The organism is Natrialba hulunbeirensis JCM 10989 (assembly GCF_000337575.1).
Taxonomy (GTDB): Archaea; Halobacteriota; Halobacteria; order Halobacteriales; family Natrialbaceae; genus Natrialba; species Natrialba hulunbeirensis.
This window is the reverse complement of the sequence record NZ_AOIM01000013.1, coordinates 198,272-223,508: the sequence shown is the minus strand read 5'-3', so window position 1 is coordinate 223,508 and position 25,237 is coordinate 198,272. Positions and strand designations below refer to the sequence as shown.

The 25,237-nt window shown below is 62.5% G+C and carries 29 protein-coding genes; 15 read left to right on the top strand and 14 right to left on the bottom strand.

Features of this window, described 5'->3' with window-relative positions; genetic code table 11:
* On the top strand, positions 1–1,483 hold a 1,483-nt coding region (gene thrS / locus C483_RS04850; RefSeq protein WP_006652238.1), incomplete at its 5' end, for a threonine--tRNA ligase.
* 221 nt (positions 1,484–1,704) lie between these two features.
* Here thrS and C483_RS04845 read toward each other — a convergent pair.
* A complete protein-coding gene (locus tag C483_RS04845) occupies positions 1,705–2,352 on the bottom strand; it encodes a DUF6498-containing protein (protein ID WP_006652237.1) in 648 nt (215 codons plus the stop codon).
* A 219-nt stretch (positions 2,353–2,571) separates the two neighbouring features.
* Positions 2,572–3,189: a methyltransferase family protein gene (locus tag C483_RS04840; protein WP_006652236.1), complete on the bottom strand. Its 618-nt coding sequence runs from the start codon at positions 3,187–3,189 to the stop codon at positions 2,572–2,574.
* A gap of 164 nt (positions 3,190–3,353) precedes the next feature.
* Between C483_RS04840 and C483_RS04835 the strand changes: the two genes are divergently transcribed.
* Both C483_RS04835 and C483_RS04830 read left to right on the top strand, forming a co-directional pair.
* Positions 3,354–4,028 (top strand): helix-turn-helix domain-containing protein, encoded by a 675-nt coding sequence (locus C483_RS04835; RefSeq protein ID WP_006652235.1) that lies wholly within the window; start codon positions 3,354–3,356, stop codon positions 4,026–4,028.
* Between the two features lie 130 nt (positions 4,029–4,158).
* Positions 4,159–4,869 carry a phosphoribosyltransferase family protein gene (locus C483_RS04830; RefSeq protein ID WP_006652234.1) on the top strand — a complete coding sequence of 237 codons (711 nt, stop codon included), beginning with the start codon at positions 4,159–4,161 and terminating at the stop codon, positions 4,867–4,869.
* Between the two features lie 134 nt (positions 4,870–5,003).
* Here the strand turns inward: C483_RS04830 and C483_RS04825 are convergent, their stop codons facing one another.
* The 4 genes from C483_RS04825 to C483_RS04810 form a co-directional block, all read right to left on the bottom strand.
* Positions 5,004–5,438, bottom strand: coding sequence for a universal stress protein (locus tag C483_RS04825; protein WP_006652233.1), 435 nt, complete (start codon positions 5,436–5,438; stop codon positions 5,004–5,006).
* Positions 5,439–5,651: 213 nt separating this feature from the next.
* Complete coding sequence (locus C483_RS04820) at positions 5,652–6,242, bottom strand: 50S ribosomal protein L15e (protein ID WP_006652232.1); 591 nt, start codon at positions 6,240–6,242, stop codon at positions 5,652–5,654.
* Between the two features lie 202 nt (positions 6,243–6,444).
* The gene (locus C483_RS04815) at positions 6,445–6,657 is read right to left on the bottom strand and encodes a hypothetical protein (protein WP_006652231.1); all 213 of its coding nucleotides are present in this window, start codon (positions 6,655–6,657) and stop codon (positions 6,445–6,447) included.
* 445 nt (positions 6,658–7,102) lie between these two features.
* Positions 7,103–8,008 carry a serine/threonine-protein kinase RIO2 gene (locus C483_RS04810; protein ID WP_006652230.1) on the bottom strand — a complete coding sequence of 302 codons (906 nt, stop codon included), beginning with the start codon at positions 8,006–8,008 and terminating at the stop codon, positions 7,103–7,105.
* 171 nt (positions 8,009–8,179) lie between these two features.
* Here C483_RS04810 and C483_RS04805 point away from each other — a divergent pair, with 171 nt between their 5' ends.
* The 4 genes from C483_RS04805 (at position 8,180) to C483_RS04790 (ending at position 12,016) form a co-directional block, all read left to right on the top strand.
* Complete coding sequence (locus C483_RS04805) at positions 8,180–9,016, top strand: lipoate--protein ligase family protein (RefSeq protein WP_006652229.1); 837 nt, start codon at positions 8,180–8,182, stop codon at positions 9,014–9,016.
* A 73-nt stretch (positions 9,017–9,089) separates the two neighbouring features.
* On the top strand, positions 9,090–10,058 hold the full coding sequence (locus tag C483_RS04800) for a M48 family metallopeptidase (protein WP_006652228.1): 969 nt from the start codon (positions 9,090–9,092) through the stop codon (positions 10,056–10,058).
* A 128-nt stretch (positions 10,059–10,186) separates the two neighbouring features.
* Positions 10,187–11,068 carry a deoxyribonuclease IV gene (locus C483_RS04795; protein ID WP_049912434.1) on the top strand — a complete coding sequence of 294 codons (882 nt, stop codon included), beginning with the start codon at positions 10,187–10,189 and terminating at the stop codon, positions 11,066–11,068.
* A gap of 138 nt (positions 11,069–11,206) precedes the next feature.
* A complete protein-coding gene (locus C483_RS04790) occupies positions 11,207–12,016 on the top strand; it encodes a class I SAM-dependent methyltransferase (protein WP_006652226.1) in 810 nt (269 codons plus the stop codon).
* A 38-nt stretch (positions 12,017–12,054) separates the two neighbouring features.
* On the opposite strand, the gene C483_RS04785 is transcribed toward C483_RS04790, so the two are convergent.
* Positions 12,055–12,264: a hypothetical protein gene (locus tag C483_RS04785; RefSeq protein ID WP_049912433.1), complete on the bottom strand. Its 210-nt coding sequence runs from the start codon at positions 12,262–12,264 to the stop codon at positions 12,055–12,057.
* 147 nt (positions 12,265–12,411) lie between these two features.
* Between C483_RS04785 and C483_RS04780 the strand changes: the two genes are divergently transcribed.
* The 6 genes from C483_RS04780 to C483_RS04755 all read left to right on the top strand — a co-directional run bounded on the left by C483_RS04780 (position 12,412) and on the right by C483_RS04755 (position 17,734).
* Positions 12,412–13,446, top strand: a complete 1,035-nt coding sequence (locus C483_RS04780) for an ABC transporter ATP-binding protein (protein WP_006652224.1) — start codon at positions 12,412–12,414, stop codon at positions 13,444–13,446.
* Positions 13,439–14,227 (top strand): ABC transporter permease, encoded by a 789-nt coding sequence (locus C483_RS04775; protein ID WP_049912432.1) that lies wholly within the window; start codon positions 13,439–13,441, stop codon positions 14,225–14,227. Before C483_RS04780 ends, C483_RS04775 begins: the two co-directional genes overlap by 8 nt.
* Before the next feature lie 214 nt (positions 14,228–14,441).
* Positions 14,442–15,386, top strand: coding sequence for a substrate-binding domain-containing protein (locus C483_RS04770; protein ID WP_006652222.1), 945 nt, complete (start codon positions 14,442–14,444; stop codon positions 15,384–15,386).
* A gap of 5 nt (positions 15,387–15,391) precedes the next feature.
* Entirely contained in the window at positions 15,392–16,207 is an 816-nt protein-coding gene (locus C483_RS04765) for an ABC transporter permease (RefSeq protein WP_083860392.1), read from the top strand.
* Entirely contained in the window at positions 16,204–16,977 is a 774-nt protein-coding gene (locus C483_RS04760) for an amino acid ABC transporter ATP-binding protein (protein WP_006652220.1), read from the top strand. Before C483_RS04765 ends, C483_RS04760 begins: the two co-directional genes overlap by 4 nt.
* Before the next feature lie 37 nt (positions 16,978–17,014).
* On the top strand, positions 17,015–17,734 hold the full coding sequence (locus C483_RS04755) for a molybdenum-dependent transcriptional regulator (protein ID WP_006652219.1): 720 nt from the start codon (positions 17,015–17,017) through the stop codon (positions 17,732–17,734).
* Positions 17,735–17,764: 30 nt separating this feature from the next.
* Here the strand turns inward: C483_RS04755 and C483_RS04750 are convergent, their stop codons facing one another.
* Both C483_RS04750 and C483_RS04745 read right to left on the bottom strand, forming a co-directional pair.
* The gene (locus C483_RS04750) at positions 17,765–18,574 is read right to left on the bottom strand and encodes a DUF7095 family protein (RefSeq protein ID WP_006652218.1); all 810 of its coding nucleotides are present in this window, start codon (positions 18,572–18,574) and stop codon (positions 17,765–17,767) included.
* A 51-nt stretch (positions 18,575–18,625) separates the two neighbouring features.
* Complete coding sequence (locus C483_RS04745; RefSeq protein WP_006652217.1) at positions 18,626–19,099, bottom strand: DUF4442 domain-containing protein; 474 nt, start codon at positions 19,097–19,099, stop codon at positions 18,626–18,628.
* Between the two features lie 162 nt (positions 19,100–19,261).
* Here C483_RS04745 and C483_RS04740 point away from each other — a divergent pair, with 162 nt between their 5' ends.
* Both C483_RS04740 and ncsA read left to right on the top strand, forming a co-directional pair.
* On the top strand, positions 19,262–20,011 hold the full coding sequence (locus C483_RS04740) for an alpha/beta hydrolase (RefSeq protein WP_006652216.1): 750 nt from the start codon (positions 19,262–19,264) through the stop codon (positions 20,009–20,011).
* 128 nt (positions 20,012–20,139) lie between these two features.
* Positions 20,140–21,099 carry a tRNA 2-thiolation protein NcsA gene (ncsA, locus tag C483_RS04735; RefSeq protein WP_006652215.1) on the top strand — a complete coding sequence of 320 codons (960 nt, stop codon included), beginning with the start codon at positions 20,140–20,142 and terminating at the stop codon, positions 21,097–21,099.
* On the opposite strand, the gene C483_RS04730 is transcribed toward ncsA, so the two are convergent.
* The 5 genes from C483_RS04730 to C483_RS04710 all read right to left on the bottom strand — a co-directional run bounded on the left by C483_RS04730 (position 21,100) and on the right by C483_RS04710 (position 25,163).
* Positions 21,100–21,615 (bottom strand): hypothetical protein, encoded by a 516-nt coding sequence (locus C483_RS04730; RefSeq protein ID WP_006652214.1) that lies wholly within the window; start codon positions 21,613–21,615, stop codon positions 21,100–21,102. It abuts the gene before it with no gap.
* A 96-nt stretch (positions 21,616–21,711) separates the two neighbouring features.
* Positions 21,712–22,551 (bottom strand): nucleotidyltransferase family protein, encoded by an 840-nt coding sequence (locus tag C483_RS04725; protein WP_006652213.1) that lies wholly within the window; start codon positions 22,549–22,551, stop codon positions 21,712–21,714.
* A 212-nt stretch (positions 22,552–22,763) separates the two neighbouring features.
* Positions 22,764–23,951: a cell division protein FtsZ gene (gene ftsZ / locus C483_RS04720; protein ID WP_006652212.1), complete on the bottom strand. Its 1,188-nt coding sequence runs from the start codon at positions 23,949–23,951 to the stop codon at positions 22,764–22,766.
* Positions 23,952–23,953: 2 nt separating this feature from the next.
* Positions 23,954–24,133 carry a ribbon-helix-helix domain-containing protein gene (locus C483_RS04715; RefSeq protein WP_004216792.1) on the bottom strand — a complete coding sequence of 60 codons (180 nt, stop codon included), beginning with the start codon at positions 24,131–24,133 and terminating at the stop codon, positions 23,954–23,956.
* 220 nt (positions 24,134–24,353) lie between these two features.
* Positions 24,354–25,163 (bottom strand): zinc ribbon domain-containing protein, encoded by an 810-nt coding sequence (locus tag C483_RS04710; RefSeq protein WP_006652211.1) that lies wholly within the window; start codon positions 25,161–25,163, stop codon positions 24,354–24,356.
* Positions 25,164–25,237: the final 74 nt, after the last annotated feature.

Below are 25,237 nucleotides of genomic sequence, written 5' to 3'. Positions count from 1 at the left end.
CATCAGAGATGTGTATAAGAGACAGCTCGAACTCCTTGCCGAGTTCGCCGACGAGAACGAGCAGGTCACCTTCTACAAACAGGGCGAGTGGGGGGACCTCTGTGCCGGTCCGCACGTCGATTCGACGGGTGAGATCGGCCCCGTCAAGCTCCTAGAAATTGCTGGGGCCTACTGGCGCGGCGACGAGGAGAACCCGATGCAGACGCGCATCTATGGCACCGCGTTCGAAGACGAGAGCGATCTCGAGAACTTCCTCGAGCGAAAGCAGGAGGCCGAAAAGCGCGACCACCGCCGCATCGGCAACGAGATGAACCTGTTCTCGATCCAGGACGTAACTGGTCCCGGTCTGCCGCTGTACCACCCGCCGGGGAAGACGGTCCTGAAGGAACTCGAGGACTTCGTCGAGGACCTCAACCAGGACGCCGGCTACGACTACGTCGAGACGCCCCACGTCTTCAAGACGGACCTCTGGCACCGCTCTGGCCACTATGAGAACTATGCCGACGACATGTTCATCTTCGACGTCGGCGACGACGAGTTCGGCCTGAAGCCGATGAACTGTCCCGGTCACGCCGCCATCTTCCAGGACCAGTCCTGGAGCTACCGTGACCTGCCGATCCGCTACGCCGAGAACGGCAAGGTGTATCGAAAGGAACAGCGCGGCGAACTCTCGGGCCTCTCGCGCGTCTGGGCCTTTACGATCGACGACGGCCACCTGTTCATCCGCCCCGACCAGATCGAACAGGAAGTCGAGGAGATCATGGACATGATCATCGACGTGCTCGAGACGTTCGATCTCGAGTACGAGATGGCACTCGCCACGCGCCCAGAGAAGTCGGTCGGCAGCGACGAGATCTGGGAGCACGCAGAGGAGCAACTCGAGAACGTCCTCGAAAAGCGCAACCTCGAGTACGATATCGAGGAGGGTGACGGCGCGTTCTACGGGCCAAAAATCGACTTCGCGTTCGAGGACGCCATCGGCCGTGCGTGGGACGGGCCGACGGTCCAGCTCGACTTCAATATGCCAGACCGCTTCGACCTCTCATACGTGGGCGAGGACAACGAAGAGCACGAGCCGGTGATGATCCACCGCGCGCTCTATGGCAGCTACGAGCGGTTCTTCATGATGCTCATCGAGCACTACGAGGGCAAGTTCCCACTCTGGCTCGCGCCGGAACAGGTCCGCGTCCTCCCGATTTCGGACGCGAACCTCGGCTACGCCTACCAGGTCGCAAACGAGTTCGATGACTTCCGTGTCGAGGTCGACGACCGCGACTCGACGCTCGAGCGAAAGATCCGCGCGGCCCACGACGATCGGGTGCCGTACCAGATCATCGTCGGCGACAACGAGGAAGAAGACGGGAACATCTCGGTCCGCGACCGCTTCGAGGATCAGGAGTACGATGTCGAAATCGAGGACTTCCACGACCACCTCGTCACCGAGCGCGACGAGCAGCGCTCCGAGCCGGACTTCCTGCAGTAGGCAGTCGTTTCTCGACTCATCCGTTCTCTGATATGGTGTAGGGTTCTCCGATACTGCTGTATGGAACGTCATCGAGAAAGCACCGTCCGTCAGAGTGGGAGCAGTTAACGCGAAATCACAGGCGAGACGGGGTTCGCAGACAGCGACGTACAGCAGTCTGGGTGAAATACGGGACGAATATTGGCAAGGACGACCAAGTGGGGCGGCAGCCGTCACTCCTGTCAGGCTGGCGTTTTCTGCCTGGACTGGGTACGGCCGTACAGCGACAGGTCGTACAGTATTTTTCCGATGACGAGACACAACAGACCGACAAGCGGTGAACCGAGTAGCATGACCAGACTTGTCCCAAAAATGAGCCCAAGAAAAAAGAAAAATAGTTCGTTGAACGCTTCCTGAGTCACTTCGTCGGGTGTCGCGGTCCGATATGCGTTCTTTCCAATGTAGTCTATGGAAAGTGTGAGTCCACTGCTGAGGAGAGACATACCGAGTGCGAGCAGGAACCATAGCTCCGTCATGACACCGATCACCCCCGGATCTGCCGTGACGAAGATCAGAAAGATGAACACACCGTATATGACCCAGCAGAACCCGTACCCGCCAAGAAAGCTGCTCATCGGACGGATGTTCGCTCGCCGTGGACGGAATCTGACTGTCTCGGATGCAGTGGGGGTGGGCGTGACTTGTTCATCGGTCTGATTCTCATCCGCTGCAAAGAGCACTTTCACGGCAGTTTCGACGGAACTGATTGCCAGTTCGAGCCAGTAAAGGACGACGAGGGCAACCACACTCCAACCGGCGGATACGACACCAATGATCGGGATTGACCCTGCAACGATGATACCTGCGGCGGGGAGTGCAGACGTTCGCATCTGATGTCGCCCCCGCTGTTCGTGAGGACGCATCTGTACTTCAATACAGATATGGTTGAAATAATTATCTCTTGTAATCGGAGCAGGGTTGATGTTCTCCAGTGTCTGTGAGTCTGTTCGTGTTTGTGCATCTGACAGAGACGCAGACCACCGAGTAACTCGCGCGACGACCAGACACTTTCCGGCATTGAATCTGGACGATCGACGGTGGGTCCCTCGTTATCCGTTCACCCCATTCCGACTGTTCGCAAGCACTCGTACCGTTTGCCGTCCAACGAACCGTGGCACGCGTTCGGCGTAGCGTTCGTACTCCTCGCCGTACTGCTCGCGCAGCCAGGGCTCTTCGGCGAACGGTAAGGCAAGCCACCAGCAGAGGAAGACCGTACAGACGATGGCCACCAGTACCGAGTTTGTGAGCAACGCAAACCCGACCGTCGCGGCGATGTAGCCGACGTACTGCGGATTTCTCGAGTACCGATACCAGCCGCCGGTCCGCAATTCACCGGACAGTCCCTTCGTTTCCTCGACGCCGAGATCGTGGCCGGCCGCGAAGGCAGCCGCGAAGCCGCCGAGGAACAGGACTGCACCCGCAGCGAAACTCGGGACCCGTGGAAGCCCGAGACTGTTCCAGTCCAGATACGCGAGCACAGCCAGGACGACGTTGAGCAGGTGCGAAATCGTCCAGTGCGTGTAGAACTGCCACGTTCGTTCGCCCGGCGGCCAGTAGTCGGCGACACCGAGTGCGCTGGCGACGATGCCGGTGAGGTTCGCAATCACGAGTGCGAAACTCGCGGCGAACACCGCAGTCGGTACCGGCAGCGAACTAAGTTCGATCACGATGACACCTCCATCACTTGCTCGTCGGTCGACGTTCGCTGCTCGAGTCTCGACGGCTGCTGTCGTTCCATATCGATTATCGCGGCGCGACCGCCCTTCGCGTTCTCCCGGTTCTACTAGTGAATATATAAGTGAACTGTCCTCGCAGAACTGAACGACGACCGATGAAGCACCTCGACGTCCGCCTCTCACAGCCCGACTGGATGCTCCATCCGATGCAGCGATTCATCCGCGAGACGGATGTGGTTCGTTACGAGGAACTACTGACGTGGAACGTCGTCGGTCGCGAGGACGGACTCGAGTACGAACTGTTCTACGCTGAGGCCGATCGCGGTCCCTACGAGGCGAGGATCGAGACCGTCGATTCGGTTCGCTGGTACGATCTCACGCCGATCGACGACGAGACGTTTTACGTCTACATCTGCCAGGAAACGCGTCCGGAGGATATCCGCTGGCGTGAGGCGTTCGCCGCGCTCGATCTCGTGGTCGTGCCACCAATCGTCTACGATTCCGCGGCTGATTTCTACATGACGATCGTCGGCGCTGGCGACGATCTCCAGGCGCTACTCGAGGGATTACCCGACGAGATCAGTGTCGACGTTCGTGCGATCGGTGAGTACGACCGCCGTTACGTCCCGCTCAGCGGTGACCTGACGGATCGCCAGTTCGAAGCGCTCGAGGCCGCCGTCGAGATCGGATACTTCGAAGTCCCGCGTGAGGCCGGCGTCGATGAGGTCGCAGATGAATTGGGTTGTGCCTCGAGTACGGCGTCGCGACTACTCCAGAAGGCGCAGGCACGTGTGATGCAGCGCCTGGTGGGGCGGTACAGTCGAAAATAGTCGACCCATGGTTCGCCCGGCTGTTCTCTCTAACGGTCGGTTTCATCTCTCTCGAAAGTCCATGTTCGTGATGGTCTCTCACTCACGAGGAGATCGAAATCCCCATAGTTGCGGAATCGTGCATACCTATATGAACCGAGCCGAGAAGGCCGCCCTCCAGTTGCGGGCGGTCGACGTCTTGCGGATGTTAAAGGAGACGCGAACCTACGACGAACTCGCCGAGACGACGGACCTCCCGGCGGGTGACCTCAACCGCTACGTCAACGGCCACGTCCTCCCCGGCACCGAACGCGCCCGCGAGGTCGTCGAAGACATCGGCCGTGAGGCGCTTGCAGCCGAACTCAATGCCCGTATTCGCGTCGATGACGAGGGCTACGTCGACAACTCCGGCACCGTCTTCGATCAGTCCTTCCTCGACCTCGTTGCACCCGTCGTCGCCAACGGTTTCGAGTTCGACCGTCCCGACGTCGTCCTCACCGCCGCGACGGACGGCATCACGCTCGCCGCCTCGCTCGCGAGCTACTACGGCACTCGCTGTGCCTACGCGAAGAAGAGCAAGGAGACCGCCGTCGAGGAGTTCATCGAGGCTCGCCAACGCCTCCAATCCGGCATCGAACTCACCTACTACCTACCCGCCTCTGCCGTCGACGCCGGTGACTCCGTTCTCGTCGTGGACGACCTCATTCGTTCCGGTGAGACCCAGGAACTCCTGCTTGATATCGTCGAAACCTCCGAAGCCGAGGTCGCCGGCGTCTTCGCGCTCATCGCGGCCGGTGACGACGGGATCGAACGCGCCCGCGAGCGAACCGACGCACCGGTTGGCGCGCTGACAACCGTCTAGTGTCTATTTGACTGTCCCCACTAGCACGCTTCCGCTTTTGCCTCCCCTCCGCCTCCGTCTACCCGACTACGCGTTCTCGCGTCACTGTTTCACGTCGCTGTCGAGTACCTTCTCCAGAGAATTGTTAGGACAGCTTACCGGACGATCGTTACCGGCACCGGCGACCGCCGCGCAACGTTCTCCGCGACGCTGCCCAGCAGAATCCGACTCGCACCAGTCCGGCCGTGACTACCGAGTGTAATGTGGTCGACGTCGTTCTCTTCGGCGTAGTTCACGATCGAGCGCGAGATACCGCCGACGACGCGGTCAGTCTGGATCTCGACCCCGTGCGTGTCGGCCTGTTCGCGGGCCGACTCGAGTAGCTCGTCGGCACGGCTCTCGTGATGTTTCTGAATCTCTTCGTAGTTCGCCATCGCGCCGCCTTCGATCCCCGTTGCGGCGTAGAAGTCACCCGGGTCGATGACGTGCAGCGCCGTGATCGTCGCATCGGGGTACTCCTGGCAGGCGAACTCGAGTGCGTCGGTCGAGCGGTCCGAGTCGTCGACTGGGACGAGGACGTGTTGTGGCATAGTCGCTCCTACGGCTGACTGTGATTTAAACTCCGGGCCGTTCTCTCGGGCGCTGGGATGCCCGATTCGTCCTGCTCCTGCGGGTCGCTGTGCAAGTGCCTCACCGTGAGTGGGGGGCTGATTGCTCACAGACTGTTGTCGCGACGGCTCCCGTCGACGACGCTGTCGCTATGTGGTCGTAGAAATAGAGAAGTGGAACTCGAATTCGAGAACTTACTTCGCGCGACCCTGACCGCCCGTGTTGGACGGTCGGACCTTCTCTGCGCCCTTGCCACGGTTGTTGAGACCGCGGTTTGCCTTGCCGGCGTTGGTAAGCCCACGGAACGCGCGGTTCGTGTGGGCGTCGTCGCAGATCCAGTTCAGGTCGTCGTCGTTCTGGATCGCAGGGTGTTCGGGATCCACGAGGATCACTTCGAACCACTTCTGGCTGCCGTCCTCGCCGACCCAGTAGCTGTTGAGGACGCGCAGGTTGGGGTACTTTCGGGAGACGCGCTCTTCACCGATGCGCTGGATGTTCTTGCGCCGCCCGATGCGGTTGACACCCTGGCGCTTGGTTCGGCGACCGGCCTTGAAGCGCTGCTTGCGTGCAGTCCCCTTGCGGACCGACACGCGGGTCACGATGATGCCCTGCTTTGCCTTGTAGCCGAGTTCGCGCGCCTTGTCGAGGCGGGTCGGACGGTCGATGCGCTCGATTGCGCCCTGCTTTCGCCATTCCTGCTTTCGCTGCCACTGCAGTTCCCCGAGCTTGCCGTCGTCGGGGTCCTTCCATGCCTCCTTGATGTGGGAGTAGAAGCTTTTTGCCATTGATTGTCACCGCGGGCGTTTCCTGGTTCAATCCGAGCGTCGGATCACATCCCGTCCTGTGGCGGCGTCGTGTGCCGAACAGGTGCCCGCTGGTGCCCGCGATCCAGCGAGTCGGTTTCACCTATTCAACTCCCGAGTATAAGGGCTTCGAAGCGTGCGGACCGTGTCGTGTAGTGACGACCCACCGCAATCCGCTCGCAGCTCAGGCCTCTTTGGCCTCGAGTTCGGCCTCAAGCACCTCGTACTCCTGTGAAAGATCGTCCCACAACCGATCCACTGACTGCATTGACTCCGCATCCGCAAGCCGGTCGTGCAACTGTGCGGCCTCTGCCTCCGAGGCCGACCCGACGTATACTGCCTCATCGATTACCGTTGCGAGCACATCCTTCTGGTACTCGAGTACTGTCTCTGACATCCCGAGTGAACGAATGACACAGCGGGTGATAGCTATGCACAGCACTAGACTGTTTCTATACGACTAACAGGCTGCTAATCGACACAATCGTAGATTGCTCACTCGTGATTACAGTTCGCAGTAGCCCTGCCCAGAAATCGCCTGCAGGCTTCTCGGGGTCCCGCTCGTTGAAACGGTTCGGCGTTCGATGTGAGTCGCGGTTCTGCGTACAGAACTGTTCTATTCGAGCCATCAGCAGTGCGCTCTTCACGGGCTTCGAGTAGCGACGGTGAATTTTATACTTTTACGACAGTCAAACTATTCTATATACCATAGTACGATTTATGAGTTACAACTCCTACTGTCCTGTGGTGATTCAGTAGCAGGTCCAGACGAATATCTCACGCCCAATCGCCGGCAAACGTGAAAAGCGGGGTCGTGGCGGTCGACAGTCGTCGCCGTCCGCTTACGCTCGACGAACCGTCTCGAACGAGCCGTCGATGATTTCGGTCGCAACCTCGTCGCCCTCGAGTTCATCTGAAATGTGCTGTGGATACTTTCGGCGGAAGTACCCCACCGCGTTTCGAAGGTCGCGCCGGAGGAACTCCTCGGCGTTTTCGTGATCCGTCGGCACGGCCTGGGGCCAATCGAAGATCGTGACACCTCCCTCGTCTAAGAAGACGTTGTACTCACTCATGTCTGCGTGGACGTAGCCGTGTTCGTACGCGCGTGCGATTTCGGAGACGAGCAGGTCGAGTACACCGAGTACCTGGTCGTCCTCGAGTTTCGTTCGCGAGAGCTCGACGCCGTCCATCTTCTCCATGACGATGGCGTGGCGGTTCTGGTCGATCGGTTGGGGAACCGCGACATCCGGGTACAGCTCTTCGAGAATGTCGTATTCGCGCTCGGCAGCCTTCCGGGCGGTGTACATCCAGGAGACGTGCTCCTTGTCGGACGTGTAGTCGCGTTCCTTCTGGACTTCGCGGAAGTTCGTATACCCCTCGCGGTGGTACTTCAGCGCGAGCGGTTTGTACGATCGAACCTCGTAGACGTCGCTCTCCTTGCCGACGCCCAGTGGCGAGCCAAACTCCGAGATCGTCTCGCGTTCGACGAGCGCCCGAAGCGCGAGGATGTCGTAGCCCTCGAACTGCAGGGTGTACCCCTCGTACTGGATGGTTTTCTTCTCGACGAGCCCCCGTTTGAGACAGCGCTCGAGACGGTAGTCCACCTCCTCTTCGGTGAGACTCGAGAACTTCGGGAGCTTCTCGCGCTGGACCCACTCCGAGAAGCGCATCCCCTGTTCGACCCCCGAGAGGAGATAGAAATCCTGCTCCTCGAGTTCGGGCAACATTTCGGCGACGTTCCGCACCATATAGTCGGCGTAGCCGCCGTGTACGTAAAAACGTCGTGACACGGCACACCGTCGTAGTAAACCAGATAGGGCTATATCGAATATGGGCGAATCTGCCTGGGAGCCAAACTCCTACCGCCCGGACACGAACCGAACCCATACCACTAACTCGACCCGCGGCAAGGAACAGGTATGACTGCGCTTGCCGACCGCGAGTGGCGGCTCATCACCGACGAGGCCCGCGACGGTGCGACACAGATGGCACTCGAGGAGGCCGCCGCTCGGACGGCACTCGAGGACGACGTTCGAACGGTTCGCGTCTACTCCTGGGAGCCGAGCACCCTGTCGCTTGGCTACCGACAGGAGGCAGACTCGGTCGACTGGGACTTTTGCGACCGCGAGGGAATCGACGTGACGCGTCGCCAGACGGGTGGCGGCGGGATCTACCACGACCGATACGCCGACATCTCCTACACAGTTGTTGCGCCGGCCGAGGAGGTCCCGGGCGATCTAATGGAGTGCTACGCGCTCTTTTGTGAGCCCATCCTCACAGCCTTCGAAGAGATGGGCGTCGACGCGGACTTCGCCGCCGCCGAACAGTCGGCAATCTACAAACCGTCGTGCTATCTGCGGGATATCCATCCCGCCCACGACGTGGTCGCGCCGGCGAGTTCGCCAGAACAGGCCCGGAAAATCAGCGGCAACGCCCAGTACCGCCAGCGCGATGTCGTCATCCAACACGGCTCGCTGAGCTACGCCCGCGAACCCGACCAGCACGTCGGCGTGTTTGCCGAGGCACTCGAGACGGACACCTTCACCGACCGGGTGACGAGCATCCGCGAGGAGTCCGGCATCGACCGTGAGGAAGCGGTCGACACCCTCGCGGGGGCGCTCGGTGACTGGTGTGACGCGACGCCGGGCGAGTGGCGAGACGAGGAACTGGCGACCGCCCGCGAGCTCGCCGACCGAAAGTACGGATCGGACGCGTGGATCCGAGAGCGAGAGGTTCTCGAGGCGGGAGAGCAGTAGCGTCTGTCGTCACCACTCGCTCGGCGGGTACCGAAAACGGACTGCTTTTGATCCGACGGGCGTACCGCTCAGTATGCGACTGACCGGACCGATCGGGATCGGTATTCGAGCCCTGCTCGGTGCCGGCATCACCGCGGTTACGTTGCTCGCGAGCGCGTACGTCGTCACCGTCTTCGCCGCGGCTGTTCTCATCTTCGTCGCGATGCAACTTGGCCCACTCGAGTTCACCGAGACGGGATTCCTGTGGGCGCTCGCCATCGGCGCGATTCCAGTCCTGCCCTGTTTTGCGATCGTCATCTCACACGCTATTCGACTGGAGCGCGTCGAACTGCTCGAGGGGACCGTTCTTGCCTCGGAGATCGACGCGGATGGAGGGCGAACGCTCGAGGCCTCGGTGACGCGACTGGCGACGCAGTTCGACATTGCAAGACCCGAGGTTCGGGTGCGGCCGGACGTGATGCCGCTGGCGTACACGACCGCTCGACCGACCGACCCGGTACTCGCTGTCCGCCGCCGTGGCTCACCTGTCATCGTCGTTTCGACAGGACTCGTGCAGACGCTCTCGAGCGACGAACTCGAGGCCGTGCTGGCTCACGAGTGTGCCCATCTGGCGAACGACGACCTCCAGCTCACCTCGTGGCTGCTCGTCCCACTGTTCGCCGCTGAATTCCTGTATGAAACCGACGAAACCGACGAAGGCGACGAAAACGACCACTGGCGAGTCGACCCGCTCGGCTGGGCGCTCACGTCGCTGTCGCTCGTCGGCTTCGGCGTGTTCTCCCGTGGGCGCGAACTTGCGGCGGACCGTGCGGCTGTCGAAGCGACCGGCGATCCTGGTGCGCTCGCGTCGGCACTCGAGCGGCTCGAAAATCGCCGTCGTCGCCGTCGCCGACCATCGACGGACCTCCGTCACGCACAGTCGACGAACGCGATCAACGTCATGCCGACGCTGGGCGAAGGTGGCGGCTCGGGTGGTCTGCGATCGACGCATCCACCGCTCGAGGTGCGACTCAGGGCGCTGCGGTCGGTGGCCGCCGCGTAGCGAGAGACGGTCGGAACGTAGCGAGCGGACGGTCGGCTCGTAGTGAGCGAACGGTCTGACCGTAGCGAGCGACGTCGGATTGGTCCGAAGTACCTATCACGAACCGGTACTGACGAGGATTCATGACCATGAAGGTCGGCGCACACGTTTCGATCTCCGGCTCGCGCGTCTCCTCCGACACCGAGACGCCGCCGTACGACGACGTTCGCAACGCAATCTCCCGCCAGCTCGCCTTCGGCGGCAACTGCGGACAGATCTTCACCACCTCGCCGCAGGTCTGGGCCCAGCCCGAGATCAGCGACGAGGCCGCCGCAGGCTTCCGCGAAGAGACTGACGCGGAACTCGAGGGGCCGTGGGTGATCCACTCCTCGTACCTCGTCAACCTCTGTACTCCGAAGGACGACCTCCGCCGGAAGTCCAAAGAGAGCATGCAGGCAGAGCTCGACGCCGCCGACAAACTCGGTGTTCCGTACGTCAACGTCCACCTCGGTGCACATACCGGAGCCGGCGTCGAAGGCGGCCTCGACAACGCGGCGAGCCTGATCGACGAACTCGACGTTCCCGAGGACGTCGAGATCCTGATCGAGTCCGACGCGGGCAGCGGCACGAAACTCGGCGGCGAGTTCGCCCACCTCGCGGGTATCATCGACCGCACCGAGACGGAGATCGGCATCTGTATCGACACCGCCCACACGCTCGTCGCGGGCAACGACCTCACGACGGCCGAGGCCGTCGACGAGACTATCGGCCGGTTCGACGACGAGGTCGGACTCGAGTACCTGAAGTACATCCACCTGAACGACTCGAAGCACGATGTGGGCACGCACAAAGACGAACACGCCCACATCGGCGAGGGCTACATCGGCGAGGACGGCATGCAGGCGATCGTCAACCACCCCGACCTGCGCGAGCTACCGTTTGCACTCGAGACGCCGACCGAGGACGGCCGCGGCTTCGCCTGGAACATCGAGAAGGTCAAGGAGTTGCGAGAGGCAGAAGTAGAGGCCTGAACGCAGGATCTGAGTGTGTGGCGCTCGGAAGGCACAGTTGACTTTGCCCCGACTCCAGTCGAACGCTACCTCGACACCATCCCCGACGCCACCCCGAAAATCGACCCGTTTTTACCCCACACCCTTCTACAGAGGCCCGTGCGCGAGTTCTCCGAAGACTACCTCCACCGGACCCGCGAGGGCATGTGGGACGACTCCCGGGCGGCACTCGAGCCACTCGCACTCGAGTCTCGCGAGCGGATCCTTGATGTCGGCTGCGGGACCGGCGAACTGAGCCGCGTGCTCGCGGCAGAGTCGCCGGGAGAGGTCGTCGGCTGCGACGCAGACCCCGACTTGCTTCGGGCCGCAGCGGCCCACGCGCCGGCCGTCCCAACCGTCGCCGGCGACGCCCACCGCCTGCCGTTTCCCGATGACGCCTTCGACCTCGTCGTCTGCCAGGCACTGTTGATCAACCTGCCCGACCCGGCGGCCGCGCTCTCCGAGTTCGCTCGCGTCTCGCGCGACCTCGTCGCAGCCGTCGAACCGGACAACGGCGCCGTCGAGGTGGACTCGAGTGTCGGTGCTGAGGACGCCCTCGAGCAACGGGCTCGCGACGCCTATCTTGACGGCATCCCGACCGACGTTTCGCTCGGGGCTGACGCCCGCGAGGCGTTCGACGCTGCGGATGCTGATTTTGAGGTACTCGAGACGCGCCGGTACGACCACGTTCGAACCGTCGAACCGCCCTACAGCGAGGGAGCAGTCGCTGCGGCGCGGCGAAAGGCGACGGGTGCGGGGCTGGCCGACGACCGGGAGACGATGCTCAAGGGGGCACTGACGGCAGCGGAGTACGACGACCTGCGAAGCGAGTGGCGTGCGATGGGGCGTGACGTGATCGAGCAGATGGAAGCGCGAGCGTATCGCCGGCGGGAGGCGGTTCCGTTTTTCGTTACTGTCGGTCGAGTGTGACGCGCTGTTTCGACTGGTGAGCAGTGTTGTTTTGCTGGTTACTCCTCGTCGTCCTCAGTGCGCTGTCCAAGCAACGACGCGTAAATACCGACGAACCCGATTACAACGATGAGAACGCCGGTGAGCAGGTCAATCAGCGAAAGCAGTGCGAGCACTGATCCGGTAAGGACGAGCGCGACGTTCGCGAGCAGCGCGACACGCGGCGACTGAATCAGATCGAGAAGCGCAGACGGCGACAGCGAACTCATATCGGTGACCACCGACAGCAGCGACAAAATTCTTCGTATTACACTCGCAACAGCGAGTGGTCGATGCTGACGGTCTCTGTGTCCACCACCTGCCAAGCGGGGCGAGTGATCCGGACTTACATATGCTCTCTCTGTGAACTGTTCACCATGGCCGCAATCGAACTCGCGGGACTCACGAAGGACTACGGCGAGGTGCTCGCCAACGACGACGTCACGTTCTCCGTCGAGCGCGGCGAAATCTTCGGCTATCTCGGCCCGAACGGCGCTGGCAAAACGACGACGATCCGCGCACTTCTCGGACTCATCTCACCGACCGACGGCACCGCACGCGTCCTCGGCCACGACATCACCGACGAATCGGACCTGCTCGAGGGGAAGCGGGATATCGGCTACCTCCCCGATGCCCCGTCGTTCGACGAGGCCGCGACTGGGCGGGACGTACTCGAGTTACACGCCCGAATCAAGGGAGACGAGCGAAGTGAGGAGCTTCTCGAACTGTTCGATCCACCCCTCGACAGGGAGGTACGCGAGTACTCACACGGCAACGTCCGCAAACTGGGGTTAGTGCTGACGTTCATGCACGATCCGGAGCTGGTGATTCTGGACGAACCGACGAGCGGGCTGGATCCGTTGATCCAACAGCGGTTCGCCGAGTTCCTGCGGGCTGAGAGCAAACGCGGTGTGACGGTGTTTTTCTCGTCGCACGTACTGGGTGAGGTGCGTCGACTCTGCGATCGAGTCGGCATCATTCGGGAGGGACAACTCGTGACCGTCGAACCGGTCGAATCGTTGCTCGACAGGAGCGGCAAGGTGGTTCGGCTTCGGACGGCAGAGCCGGTCCCGTTCGAACGGTTCGATCCGTCGTCGCTCGCGGGTGTCCACGATCTCGAGACGAGTCTCGATCGAGAGGACGGAGCGGCGGATGACTCGAAAGCGGCGTTTACGGAGTGTACGTTCACCTTCACCGGTGACGTGAACGCGCTGGTCGAGCGACTCGACGGGATCGGACTGCTCGACCTCTCGGTCGAGGAGGCGCCACTCGAGGACATCTTCATGCGATTTTACGGCACAGAGGACGAGACGGGTGCCGAGCGACCGGCGGACAGTGTCGGCAGAGACGAGGTGGGAGACGAGCAGGCGCATGGAACGGCGCGGTCCAGCGGAGGTGGCGACGATGCTTGAGCTCGCGCGCTACGACGGCCGTCGCCGGTTCAAGGGGAGCGTCTACCTCTCGATCGGAATCGCACTGCTCGCCGCGCTCGTCGTCTGGATTTTTCCGTCGTTTCGCGACGCGATGGATATGGATGAACTGCTCGCGGCCTATCCCGAGCCCGTCTTACAGGTAATGGGAATTCGGACGATGGCGACGCTCGAGGGCTTTCTCGCCGTCGAACTCTACGTCTTCGGCTGGATTATCCTCCTCGGGCTCTACCTGGCGTACAGCACGGCGGGCGTCATCGCGGACGACGTCGACCGCGGCCGGATGGACGTCCTGCTCTCGCTGCCCATCTCCCGCGCCCGCGTCGTCGGTGAGAAGTTCGCCGCGATGGCCGTTCCCATCATCCTCGTCAACGTTCTCACCCCCATCGTCGTCTACGTCGGTGCGCCGCTGATCGACGAGTCGATTTCGGGGGCCGACCTGCTCGCCGTCCACCTGTTCTCGATCCCCTACCTCTTTGCCTGTGCCGCCATCGGCTTGCTCGCGTCCGTGGTCTTCGACCGTGCGAGCATCGCCCAGCGCGTCGCCCTCGGCGTCACCTTTGCACTGTTTCTGGTCGAGTCCCTCCTCGAGGGAACGGACTACGAGGCACTCGGAGCGATCGCTCCGATGCGGTACTTCGACCCGAACGAGATTCTCATCGAGAGTACCTACGATATCGGCGACGCTGCGGTGCTGGTCGGAATGGTGCTCGTCCTCCTGCTGGCCAGCCAGTTCTGGTTCAGGCGGCGCGATATCTCCTGACGGCCGCTGTCGACGTCCGTGAGGTCGTTTCCGCGGCTCGCCACGCACCATCCCTCGTTCCCCGCCGGCGAACCAAAACTGGTTACGGGAGCTATCAAACGTGGGGCTCTCACCTGTCGTGGCCGATTCTGGTTGTCTACTGTAAGAAGGGGAACCGATTCCGATTACACCCGGTCCCATAGCTATTTGCTCTCCCTCTCACATCGTTATATCCATGGCGATACAACGGCGGTCGTTCATCGCGACGATCGGAAGCGGCCTCGCTGTCGGTGCTGCGGGCTGTCTCGGCAGCGACGAGGAGACAGCTGGGGACGCACCGGATATCGCAGGTGAGACGCTGACGCTGACGACGACGACTAGCACGTACGACACGGGACTGCTCGACGACCTCCACATCCCGTTTCAGGACCGCTACGGCGTGACGATCGATACGATTCCCGAGGGAACCGGCGCGGCGCTCCAGATCGGCCGCCGCGGCGACGCCGACGTCGTCATGGTCCACGCCCGGTCGCTCGAGGACGAGTTCATGGAAGACGGTCACGGCGTCAATCGCCGCGATCTGATGTTCAACGACTTCGTGATCGTCGGTCCCGCTGACGATCCGGCCGGCACCGCGGACGCCGACGGCGTGATTGGGGCACTCGAGTCCATCGCGGAAACGGACTCGACGTTCGTCTCCCGCGGGGACAACTCGGGGACACACACGAAGGAGCTCGAGCTCTGGGAGGAGACGGATGTCGGCGAGCCGAGTGGCGAGTGGTACCTCGACGCCGGCCAGGGAATGAGCAGCGTGCTCTCGATGACGAACCAGCAGGGCGACTACACGCTCACGGACCGGGGGACGTACCTCTCGATGCGCGCCGATCTGGACCTCGAGATTCACGTTCAGGGGCCGGTCGAGGGCGGCACGGACCATCTCGCCAACCCGTATGGAATCGTCGCCGTGAATCCCGCGGTGCACGACAACGTCAACTACGATCTGGCGATGGCCTACATCGGCTTCATCACGAGTCTCGAGGGGCAGTCGATCATCGAGGGGTACACCGTCGACGACGAGCAGCTGTTCTATCCCGAGGCGCTCAGCGAGGAGCCGAACTTCGAGCAGTACGTCCCGGCGGGGTGGCGAGGCTCCGGTGACAACGGCGGTGATGGGTCGTAGTGTCGATGATTGCGTTCGGCCCTCGGCTGTGGGGTTGGGTGGCCCAGTCGGCACCTGACACCGTCGCGCTCGCGGCTGACTTCCCGTTCGAGTGGACCTACATCAGGAGCATCGTCGAGGTCTCGCTCTACGTGAGCCTCACCGCGGTCGTCCTGAGCACGCTCATCAGCATCCCACTCGCCCTGTTCGTCGGTTTCAAAGAGTTCCCCGGAAAGAGCGTGTTCGCCTCGGTCATCACGACGGGCATGGGCTTTCCGAGCGTCGTCGTCGGACTCGTCGTCTTGCTCGCCGTCTCGAACCAGGGGCCGCTCGGCTCGTTCGACCTCGTGTTCACTCCCGAGGCGATGATCCTCTCCCAGATCGTGCTCGCGGCACCGGTAATCACCGGTGTGAGCCTCGCAGCCGTCACGAGCGTCGAACAGCAGGTACGGGACGCGGCGTTCGCGATGGGCGGCACTCGTCTTGACGTCGCACTCGTGACGATCAAGGAAGCCCGCTACGGCATCGCGACAGCCGTTCTCGCCGGCTTCGGCCGCGCGATCAGCGAGGTCGGCGGCGTCCTCATCGTCGGCGGCAACATCGTCGGCCCCGAAGGCGAATCCTACACGCGAACGATCACGACCGCGATCCAGCTCGAGGCCCGCCAGGGCCGCTTCGAACCGGCGCTAATCCTCGGCGTAATCTTGGTCGGCCTCGTCCTGTTCGTCAACGCGCTCGTGATCTGGCTCGGGAACAGCGGAGGCGGCGGTGGGGGTGGGGGTGGGAGCGGTGGCAACACCGGTACCGGCGGCAGCGGAGACAACGGCGGTGGTCCCCGATGACACACTCCCTCCGTGCGAACAGCATCCACCACGGCTACGCCGACACCACCGTCCTCGAAAACGTCTCGCTCAGCGTCGACCCCGGCGAGGTCGTCGCTATCATCGGCCCCTCCGGCGTCGGCAAGACCACACTCCTGCGCCTCCTCGCGCTCTTCGACCGACCGCGCGAGGGTGTACTCGAGTACGACGGCACTGACGTCTGGGCGGCCTCCCAGCAGGAGCGCCTCGCGTTTCGCCGGTGCATCGGCATGGTGTTTCAGGATGCCAGTCTCTTCGATGCGAGCGTGCGCCGGAACGCGGAGTACGGCCTGCACGTTCGCCGGTCGTGGTCTGACCGGTTACGCCGCGAAGTCGCGGATCTCGTTGGGCTGCGAAACGGGACCAGCGACGCAGTAGAGGCGCTCGACGTGGTCGGACTCGCGGAGGAACTCGACCGCCACGCCAGTTCCCTCTCGGGTGGCGAAGCCCAGCGCGTTGCGTTTGCGCGAGCGCTGGCGTACGATCCGGACGTACTCTTGCTGGACGAACCCACGTCGGACCTCGACCCGCGAAATACGGCCGTGATAGAGGACGCAGTCCGCGAGGCCAGTTTACGCGGGATCGGCGTCGCGATCGCAACGCACGACATGAATCAGGCCCGGCGGGTCGCCGACCGCGTCGCGGTGTTGCTCGGCGACGGTATCATCGAGGTCGACGATACTGAGACGATCTTCGAGGATCCAGCCGACCCGCGGACGCGCAAGTTTATCGACGGAGAATTGATTTACTGATGGATCGCAGTCGATACCACGACCACCTCGCCCTCACATGACCGTCGAAAAAGACTACCAGACCGAACTCACGATCGGCGACGTGACGATCGACCGCCAGGACGTCGAGATGCTCGCCGCGATCGACGACCACGGCTCGATGCACGCCGCTGCTGACGCGCTCGGGCGCTCCTACGCCCGCCTCCAGCGTCGCGTGGTTGCACTCGAGGACGCCATCGGCGCGGTCACCGAGCGCCGCCGCGGCGGCGCGGACGGCGGCGGAACCGAACTCACGCCCGTCGCCCGCGACCTGATCCGGCGGTTCGAACGCCACCAGACGGAACTGGACGGCGTCGCCCGCGCCACCGCGTCCGTCTTCCCGGGCACCGTCGTCGACCGGACAGGCGAGCTCGGAACGGTCGAGACGCCCGTCGGACAGATTGTCGCGCTAGTTCCTGCGGATGGGTCGTCAGTGCAAGTCAGCGTGCGCTCGGATGCGGTCGTTCTCTCTGCGTCGTCTGGGTCTACCAGCGATGCTGACGATACAGCGACGACCGCGCAAACGAGCCTCAGAAACCAGTTTGCGGGCACCGTCACCGACATCGACGCCGCCGACGCCATCGCCAGCGTGACGCTCGACCTCGGCGCGAGCCACACCCTGCAGACGGTCATCACACAAACCAGTCTGGAGCGACTGGCACTCGAGTACGGGTCGGAAGTTCGGGCTTCGTTCAAGGCGACGGCTGCGCGTGCGATTCCGGTGGCCGAAGACGGCTGAAGTCGGTTAGGTCTGGAAACGCGATGACTCTCAAACTACGTCGCCGCGTACCGTTACGCCATCCTGCTGCTCGCGCCAGGCGTGTAGCTCCTTGGCCGCGGTCGTCGCCTCCTCGTCCTCCATCCCGAGCATCTCCAGGGCCGCCGACAGCGTCGGCAGCGCGAGTTCGCTCTCGCGGAGCTTTCGGAACGCCTCGTCGCTCCGGGTGCCGTCGGCCCAGAGGCAGACGCCGCGGGGATCGAGTAGTTGGGTATAGTCTTCGCGCAGTTTTGCACCCCGGAGCCGCTGCGTGACGTTGTCCTCGAAGGAGGCGTTGCAGACCTCGAGGTGGATCGGTTCGTCACCGGCCCCGTGTTCGTTTCCGAGGAGGTGCGCTGCGAGACACTGTTCCGGGGCGGCGTGTCCGTTCGCGTTCGCGCGCAGGAACTCGGGGTATTCCTCGGCCCAGTCCGCGCGGACGGATTTCCCGACGCCTTCGATCCCGTGGGATTCCTGAAAGCGCGCGTCGGGATCCTGCTCGTCGCTCCCTCCACTGCCGCCTGCAGCGGACGTGCTCTCGTCACGCAGCAGAATATCCTTGGTCAGATAGATATCGAGCCGTTCGACCGGATCCAACCCGAGCGCAACGTCGCCGAAGGCCCAAACCTCGCGGACCGGGACGGGCATCCGGTCGCGCTCGACGGTGTCGACGAGGGCCTCGAGTCGGTCGACTGCGTTGGCGCGGTCGAACCCGCTGTCGCTGGCGCTGCCGTTCCTGCCTCCCTCCTCGCCCTCGCCATTGTTTCCGCTCTCGCTCTTGCTCCCCGTCTCACGCTCGCTCTCGCCATCAGTGTCGCTCATTATCGACGGTGGGTACTCGAGTTGCAAAACGGTTTCTCAGCCGACGCCTGCTCAGGCGCGTTTCGACTGATCCGTCGTCACGTACACGGTCTTGCGGATCGTCGCGTGCACGGCTCCATCGGCGTCGACGAGGTCGACGGTGTAGTGGCGGTCGATCGAGTCCGTTCCCTCGCGGTCGAGTTCGGCGCGGATCGCGTCGAGTTCCTCGTTGGTCATCGTGAACCGCGCGTACAGCGTTTCGGTGCCGGGTTTCTTAAAGCGGATCTCGGCTTCCTTGTCCCAGACGGTGTACTCGTCGCCGAGCGTCTTCAGGAGCATCATCATGTGGAACGGGTCCGTTGCGGCGTACATGCTGCCGCCGAAGGTTGTCCCGACGTAGTTGCGCGTCCGCCAGGTGTGGGGGAGTTTGATGCGAATCTCCTGCCAGTCGGGCGCGATGTAGGTGACTCGGCCGCCGGTGCGTCGATAGGCGGGAAAGAGGTTGAACCCGAGCCGATAGAGTCGGGCGCGGAGGGAGTCGAACATGGGTCGACTCACACGGGCGCTTTCAAAGCAGTTGCCAAACGCTGTGTTCGTGGCTGTGCGTTGTTGTCCGATGGGCAGTCGAACTGTTCTCTCGCCGGCAACGTCACCACACTGTCCTGTCAAGAGAGCAGGTTTTTATCTGATCCGCCCGAAGTGAACCGTATGCGACACCGCGTCTTCAACGAGGACGGCGAGACCGAACTCGTCTTCGTCATGGGCTGGGGCAACCGCTGGACCCACGAGAACGTCAGCTGGCTCATCGGGAAGCTCACCGACGCCGGCTATCGGGTTCACGCCTTCGAGCTCCCGACGAATATCGAGGACTTCAAAGCCGACTGGCTCGAGCCGGTTGCAGAGTACGTCCTCGACCTGGAGGAGTATCAGCTACTCGCCCACAGCGCGGGCGCACTCGTCGCGCAGGCGCTCGACGGCGCTGACAACCACGTCTACCTGAGTCCGTGGTGGGGGTACAACATCGACCTGCCCGAACAGGCGCTCGATCTCGTCTCCCGTGTGCCGACGACGCTCCCGTGTATTCCGGTCGGCGAGATGGGACGCGACGCACTCGGCGAGAAGGCAACGGACCACCAGATTTCGACGACGCCGCGCTGGGTCTCGCCGGCGTTCGTCCGGGAGGTCCACCACTCCCAGCAGAACCTCCTGACGATCGACCACGATGCAGTGGTCTTCTGTACGCTGCGTGACTCCGTCGTGGACCTCGAGCCGATCGGTGAGCGCGTCCCCGCAGAGCACGTCGTGCTCTACGACGGCGGCCACGAACTGTTCTCCTCGTCGACGCGCGAGCGCTACGTCGATCTGCTCCTCGACTCACTGCAGGACGGTGCTGAGGCCATCGAGGACCGTTCTGTCGTCCCGCCACGGACACCGGCAGCGCCCGAATCGGCCGAGTAGCGATTCCAGCAACGATCCTGGTAACGACCCCGACAACGCCTCAACAACAACCCCAACAACGATCCCAGAGACCACAACGCACGCAGGAGACGAAACCGACATACGCGTTCGACGGCAATCTCACCGCGATGGACTGCAATCGGTGTGACGAGGAGGCGGTCATGCACGCCGCCTACTCCGGGGCACACCTCTGTGCGGATCACTTCCGTGAATCGGTCGAGAAGCGGGTACGCCGGCGCGTGCGCCGGGACGACCTGGTCCCGAAGGACGCGACGCCGGAGAACCCGCAAACGTGGGTTATCGGCCTCTCCGGCGGCAAGGACAGCGTCGTCCTCACCCAGATTCTCCACGAAACGTTCGCCAAGGACCCGCGCATCGAACTCGTCGGCCTGACGATCCATGAGGGGATCGAGGGCTACCGCGACAAGAGCCTCGACGCCTGCGTCGAACTGTCCGACGACCTCGACATCCGCCACGAGGTCGTCAGTTACGAGGAGGAGTTCGGCATCCAGATGGACGACGTGGTTGAGGACGACCCCGAAAACATGGCAGCCTGTGCCTATTGCGGCGTCTTCCGACGTGATATCCTCTCGCGCTACGCGGACGACCTCGGCGCGGACCTCCTCTTGACGGGCCACAACCTGGATGACGAAGCCCAGACGGCTCTAATGAACTTCCTCGAGGGCGACGTCGAACAGATCGCCAAGCACTTTGATGCGAGCCTCGGGCCGCTCTCCGAGCGCGAGCAACAGGACGAGTTCGTCCCGCGCGCCAAGCCGCTTCGTGACGTTCCCGAAAAGGAAGTCGCACTCTACGCCCACCTCAACGACCTCCCGGCACACATCACGGAGTGTCCACACGCGAGCGAGGCCTACCGTGGTGAGATCCAGCAGCTGTTGTACGACCTGGAGGAGAACCACCCCGGCACCCGTCACTCGATTCTCTCTGGATACGAAGAACTCGCGAGTATTACATCAGACGAGTTCAGCGGTGAGGACGGCGCAGACCTGCAGGACTGTTCCGAGTGCGGCTCCACGACGACCCGTGAGGTCTGTCGGAAGTGTTCCCTGCTCGAGGCGCTCGTCTAGCTACTCGAGTGCCGCCTCGCAGTACGCACACGTTTCCCGTCCCGAATCGTTCGGTGAGCCACAGTGAGGACAGTTCGTCGAGCCAGTGCGACCGGTTGCACCCGTCTCGCATCCCGAGGTACACTTGATGTCGCCGCCTGCGCGAAGCGGTGCACCACATCTGCCACAGTAGTGTACACGCCACGGCTGTTCATCGGAATCCGCGCTGTCCGCGTGGCGATTGCGCTCGACACCTTGATCGCTCTTCTCGCCATCACCAGTGTCCGTAGTCGTGGCCGTCGCGTCGAATACACCTCCCTCGATCGCCGTGCCGCAGTTCGGACAGTAGTCCGGCAGTTCGCCATCTGTCCCACCGTTTTCGGGGCGGGTTCGAGTTCGATACACCTGTACGGCACCGATCACGAGCAACGGCACGAACACCACCATCCCGATCGGGCCCATCGCCAGCAAGGTGACGAACAGCAGATAGCCGGCGGCGAGAATGCCAAGGATCCGAAGCGCAAGCGAGACCGTCATCTCGTCCGGGTTCGAATTCCCGCCACGTAAGTTTCAGGGTCGACCACGGTCGCGTGTAGTCATCAGAAGGATCTCACCACCTGCCGCCGTTTTCGCTTAGTTCCCAGCACTTGCTCTCCCTTCGAACCGTTCTCGCGCCCGCTCGAGGTCAGCAGGCGTATTCACGTTCCGATGCCAGCCCTCGAGTTCGACCCCGACGTACTGGGCGCCGTCTGTGAGCAGGGACTCGAGTGCAGCCGTGAGTTCGAACTCGCCGCTGTCGGCGCGCTCGACTGTACGACACGCCTCGAGGAGGGCGGGTCCATCGTGGGTCTGGACGCCGGCGGCCATGTAGCCCGTCGTCTGCTCGCGTTCGAGTGTCGACTCGACGGATCGAATACGGCCGTCGTCTGCGAGCGAACACAGTGCTGTAGCTTCGGCTTCGTTTCGGGAGACACGGTCGAGTAACAGTGTTCCGTCGACGCCGGGTTCGCGATGGTGGTCGACGAGCGGCGAGAGGTCACAGTCGAGGGCGTTGTCGCCGTTGATCGTCAGTACGTCGTCCGGGAACGCGGTGTCTGAGACGTTTGTGCCTTTGTCTTCCCCGTCCTCATCCCCATCCCCATCCTCGTTCTCGTCGTCGTCAGATGCGAGTGTGACACCGTAGCCGTCCTCGGCCGCCCGGCAGACAGCGTGTGCGAGTCCCTTCCGGTCGCGTTGCCACGCGTAAGACACTGGGACACCGTCGACCGTCTTCCCGATGCAGTCGACGATGTCGTCGCCCCGGTAGCCAACGAGGACGGTGAACTGCTCGATCCCGGAAACGGAGTCAGTGACCGTCTGCAGGGTTCGGCGGAGCAACGGCTCGCCACTGATCTCGAGCAGCGGCTTCGGTGTGTCGTCGGTGTACGGCTGGAGCCGCGTGCCGCGACCGGCAGCAAAGACGAGTGCGTGCATCGCTGGTCGTCTTACACTGTCTGCGTGGGGCCTGTTGTACATTCCGGTCAGATACCACACGAATCAGTAGCATCCGAATACCGCTGTCTGCACACAGCCTCTGGTTCAAGTAAGACACTCGGAAACAAGACGAAACGAGACGAGGCGAGCCACACAAAACCGAAACCGCACCGCAACCGTACTGCAGTGACTGCGCCGCAGTCTGGCGTCAGTTAGCGGATAACGTCGACGCCGTTTTGCTTATCGAGTTCGCTTCGGCCGCCGTCGCTCTGGGCACCGAAGCTCTGGCCGGACTGTTCGACGTTGTTGCTCGCGTCGAAGTCGCCGTCGTTGAGTCCCTCGATGCTCGCACGGGACTTGTCGGCCTGCTTCTGCGTCGTCGGGCCCAGCACCTGCGCGCTCTGGACGCCGGTCATGATCGCCATGACGCGGACCTTGCCCTTGTAGTTCTCCTGAATCCGGGCGCCCCAGATGACGTTTGCAGACGCCTCGAGGCGTTCCGTGATGTTGTCCGCGATGCCCTCGGCCTCTTTGAGCGTGAGGTCCGGGCCACCCGTAATGTGGACGAGTCCACCGGATGCACCACGGTAGTCGACGTCCAGCAGCGGATGGTTCATCGCGTCCTTGACGACCTCGTCAGTCTTGTTCTTATCCTGTGTCTCGCCGACGAGCATCACCGCGACGCCGCCCTGATTCATGATCGTGGACATGTCCGCGTAGTCCAGGTTGATCAGCGACGGCTGGGTGATCGTCTCCGAGATTCCCTTGACGGTTTCGGCGATGATCTGGTCCATGACCGAGAACGCCTTGCCGATCGGGAGGTTCGGGACGTAATCGAGCAGTCGGTTGTTGTCGAGGACGATGATCGAGTCCGCCTGATCGCGGAGCTTCTCGAGTCCTTCCTCTGCCTTGACCGTACGGGCACGCTCGACGTTGAACGGCGTCGAGACCATGCCGACGACGATCGCACCCTGCTCTTTGGCGATCTTCGAGACGACGGGGGCGGCACCCGTGCCGGTGCCACCGCCCATACCTGCCGTCACGAAGACGAGGTCTGCGTCGCCGAGGACCTCTTTGACCGTGCTCTGGGCCATCTCGGTCGCGCGTTCGCCCATCGAGGGATCTCCGCCAGCGCCGAGCCCGTTCGTGAGCGACTTGCCGACGAGGATCTTCGTGTCGGCTTCGATCATCTTCAGGTGCTGTTTGTCCGTGTTGATCGCCACGGTGTCAGCGCCGTCGACGCCGATGTTATACAGCCGGTTGATGGTGTTGTTGCCGGCACCGCCACAGCCGACGATGACGATTCGGGGGTCACCGAACTCGTCGTCGTCCATCGTGGCATCCATCTCTCGGGCTTCCTGTTCTGCGTTCTCGAGGGCGTCCTGAACAATATCCTGCATTGTTAGACCTTTGCCCAGTTGTGTTTTCCGGCCTGTTCGCTGTGGCCGTCGTACTGCTCGTTGATCATCTCGCGGACGGCCGACCGGATCGCTTCACTCCGGTTCGGGAACTCGCCCGAGTCAACCAGCTGCTCTACCTCATCGATCTGCTGTTTCGGAATTCGCAGTGTCACACGCTCCATTGTTGTATTCCCCGTTGGGTAAGACGATGGCGCGCCCCTGTCAGACGCGCCGTGTCTTACACTACAATCGCCCACAGTCGGGCGATTTTGGGCAGTTCCTGCCTGGTGTAAGACAGTCGTCTTACGCGAATAAACAGAATACCGTCCTTCATAATAAAACTATCGGCGAGACGGATTTTCAGTGTCTTACAACTGTTCGTCAGCCGAGACTGTTGGACCGTTATCGGGGCTCGAGGACGTCTGCTGCCGGTGTCCGCCTCCCGCAGCCGGGACAGAACGACCAGTCTGACCGGTACTCATCCCCACACTCACAGAACAGCCGTCGCGAGGACTTCTCGCCACAGTTTGGACAGTGTACGTGATCTGCGTCGACGGCTTCACCACACTGATCACAGGTGTGGCTCTCTGTCGACGCTGGCTGTGTGTTCGTCTGTGGCTGCTCGGTGGTCCGAGTGGGTGATCGATCCTGTCCGACAGCAGCGTGATCGGTTGGTCCAGCCTGACCACTGTCTGACTGGGTATTTGGTTGTGGGCTGTTCGTCTGTGTTGTCTCGCGCGTCTGCACGCTCGATGCTTGCTCCTGCTCAGCCGAGGACTGCCCAGCGACACTCTCAGCAACTCCAGCCAGCGAAATACTGACGTTTACATCCTGTGGGTGACGCGCTGGCGGCTGCCTCCGCATCCGGCTCTCACCTCGACGCCCAGTGTCTGACGTCGTTTCCACTGGTCCGACTCGGCGGTCGCGACTCTCGTCCGCCTGGGAGTCGAGTCGCTCATCGAGCCGTTTGTCGACACGCTCGCAGACGAATTCCTCGAGCATGCACTCGAGTTGCGTGCCGAGGGATGGGTCTTCGGTGGGTGTCGATGGTGCTGCTCGTTCCGCACGCGCCTCGTCGGCGGTCTGTCGCCCGGCATCGTCGTGGCTGAGATAGGACCGAAGGGCCTGACGCATCGCCTCGCTCTTGGAGAGTTCGAGGGACTCGAGTTCCTCGACGAGGTCGTCGTCAGCGCGGAACGTGATCTTGCTCATGGCCGATATACAGACATATTGATACGCATCCTATATCAATCATGCTGTTACGTGGTACCATAGTTGGGTCGGAG

Coding starts and splice junctions, on each gene's coding strand:
- C483_RS04845 (WP_006652237.1), bottom strand. CDS start 2,352: ATGCGAACGTCTGCACTCCCCGCCGCAGGTATCATCGTTGCAGGGTCA.
- C483_RS04835 (WP_006652235.1), top strand. CDS start 3,354: ATGAAGCACCTCGACGTCCGCCTCTCACAGCCCGACTGGATGCTCCAT.
- C483_RS04830 (WP_006652234.1), top strand. CDS start 4,159: ATGAACCGAGCCGAGAAGGCCGCCCTCCAGTTGCGGGCGGTCGACGTC.
- C483_RS04825 (WP_006652233.1), bottom strand. CDS start 5,438: ATGCCACAACACGTCCTCGTCCCAGTCGACGACTCGGACCGCTCGACC.
- C483_RS04820 (WP_006652232.1), bottom strand. CDS start 6,242: ATGGCAAAAAGCTTCTACTCCCACATCAAGGAGGCATGGAAGGACCCC.
- C483_RS04815 (WP_006652231.1), bottom strand. CDS start 6,657: ATGTCAGAGACAGTACTCGAGTACCAGAAGGATGTGCTCGCAACGGTA.
- C483_RS04810 (WP_006652230.1), bottom strand. CDS start 8,008: ATGGTGCGGAACGTCGCCGAAATGTTGCCCGAACTCGAGGAGCAGGAT.
- C483_RS04805 (WP_006652229.1), top strand. CDS start 8,180: ATGACTGCGCTTGCCGACCGCGAGTGGCGGCTCATCACCGACGAGGCC.
- C483_RS04800 (WP_006652228.1), top strand. CDS start 9,090: ATGCGACTGACCGGACCGATCGGGATCGGTATTCGAGCCCTGCTCGGT.
- C483_RS04795 (WP_049912434.1), top strand. CDS start 10,187: ATGAAGGTCGGCGCACACGTTTCGATCTCCGGCTCGCGCGTCTCCTCC.
- C483_RS04785 (WP_049912433.1), bottom strand. CDS start 12,264: ATGAGTTCGCTGTCGCCGTCTGCGCTTCTCGATCTGATTCAGTCGCCG.
- C483_RS04780 (WP_006652224.1), top strand. CDS start 12,412: ATGGCCGCAATCGAACTCGCGGGACTCACGAAGGACTACGGCGAGGTG.
- C483_RS04775 (WP_049912432.1), top strand. CDS start 13,439: ATGCTTGAGCTCGCGCGCTACGACGGCCGTCGCCGGTTCAAGGGGAGC.
- C483_RS04770 (WP_006652222.1), top strand. CDS start 14,442: ATGGCGATACAACGGCGGTCGTTCATCGCGACGATCGGAAGCGGCCTC.
- C483_RS04765 (WP_083860392.1), top strand. CDS start 15,392: ATGATTGCGTTCGGCCCTCGGCTGTGGGGTTGGGTGGCCCAGTCGGCA.
- C483_RS04760 (WP_006652220.1), top strand. CDS start 16,204: ATGACACACTCCCTCCGTGCGAACAGCATCCACCACGGCTACGCCGAC.
- C483_RS04755 (WP_006652219.1), top strand. CDS start 17,015: ATGACCGTCGAAAAAGACTACCAGACCGAACTCACGATCGGCGACGTG.
- C483_RS04750 (WP_006652218.1), bottom strand. CDS start 18,574: ATGAGCGACACTGATGGCGAGAGCGAGCGTGAGACGGGGAGCAAGAGC.
- C483_RS04745 (WP_006652217.1), bottom strand. CDS start 19,099: ATGTTCGACTCCCTCCGCGCCCGACTCTATCGGCTCGGGTTCAACCTC.
- C483_RS04740 (WP_006652216.1), top strand. CDS start 19,262: ATGCGACACCGCGTCTTCAACGAGGACGGCGAGACCGAACTCGTCTTC.
- ncsA (WP_006652215.1), top strand. CDS start 20,140: ATGGACTGCAATCGGTGTGACGAGGAGGCGGTCATGCACGCCGCCTAC.
- C483_RS04730 (WP_006652214.1), bottom strand. CDS start 21,615: ATGACGGTCTCGCTTGCGCTTCGGATCCTTGGCATTCTCGCCGCCGGC.
- C483_RS04725 (WP_006652213.1), bottom strand. CDS start 22,551: ATGCACGCACTCGTCTTTGCTGCCGGTCGCGGCACGCGGCTCCAGCCG.
- ftsZ (WP_006652212.1), bottom strand. CDS start 23,951: ATGCAGGATATTGTTCAGGACGCCCTCGAGAACGCAGAACAGGAAGCC.
- C483_RS04715 (WP_004216792.1), bottom strand. CDS start 24,133: ATGGAGCGTGTGACACTGCGAATTCCGAAACAGCAGATCGATGAGGTA.
- C483_RS04710 (WP_006652211.1), bottom strand. CDS start 25,163: ATGAGCAAGATCACGTTCCGCGCTGACGACGACCTCGTCGAGGAACTC.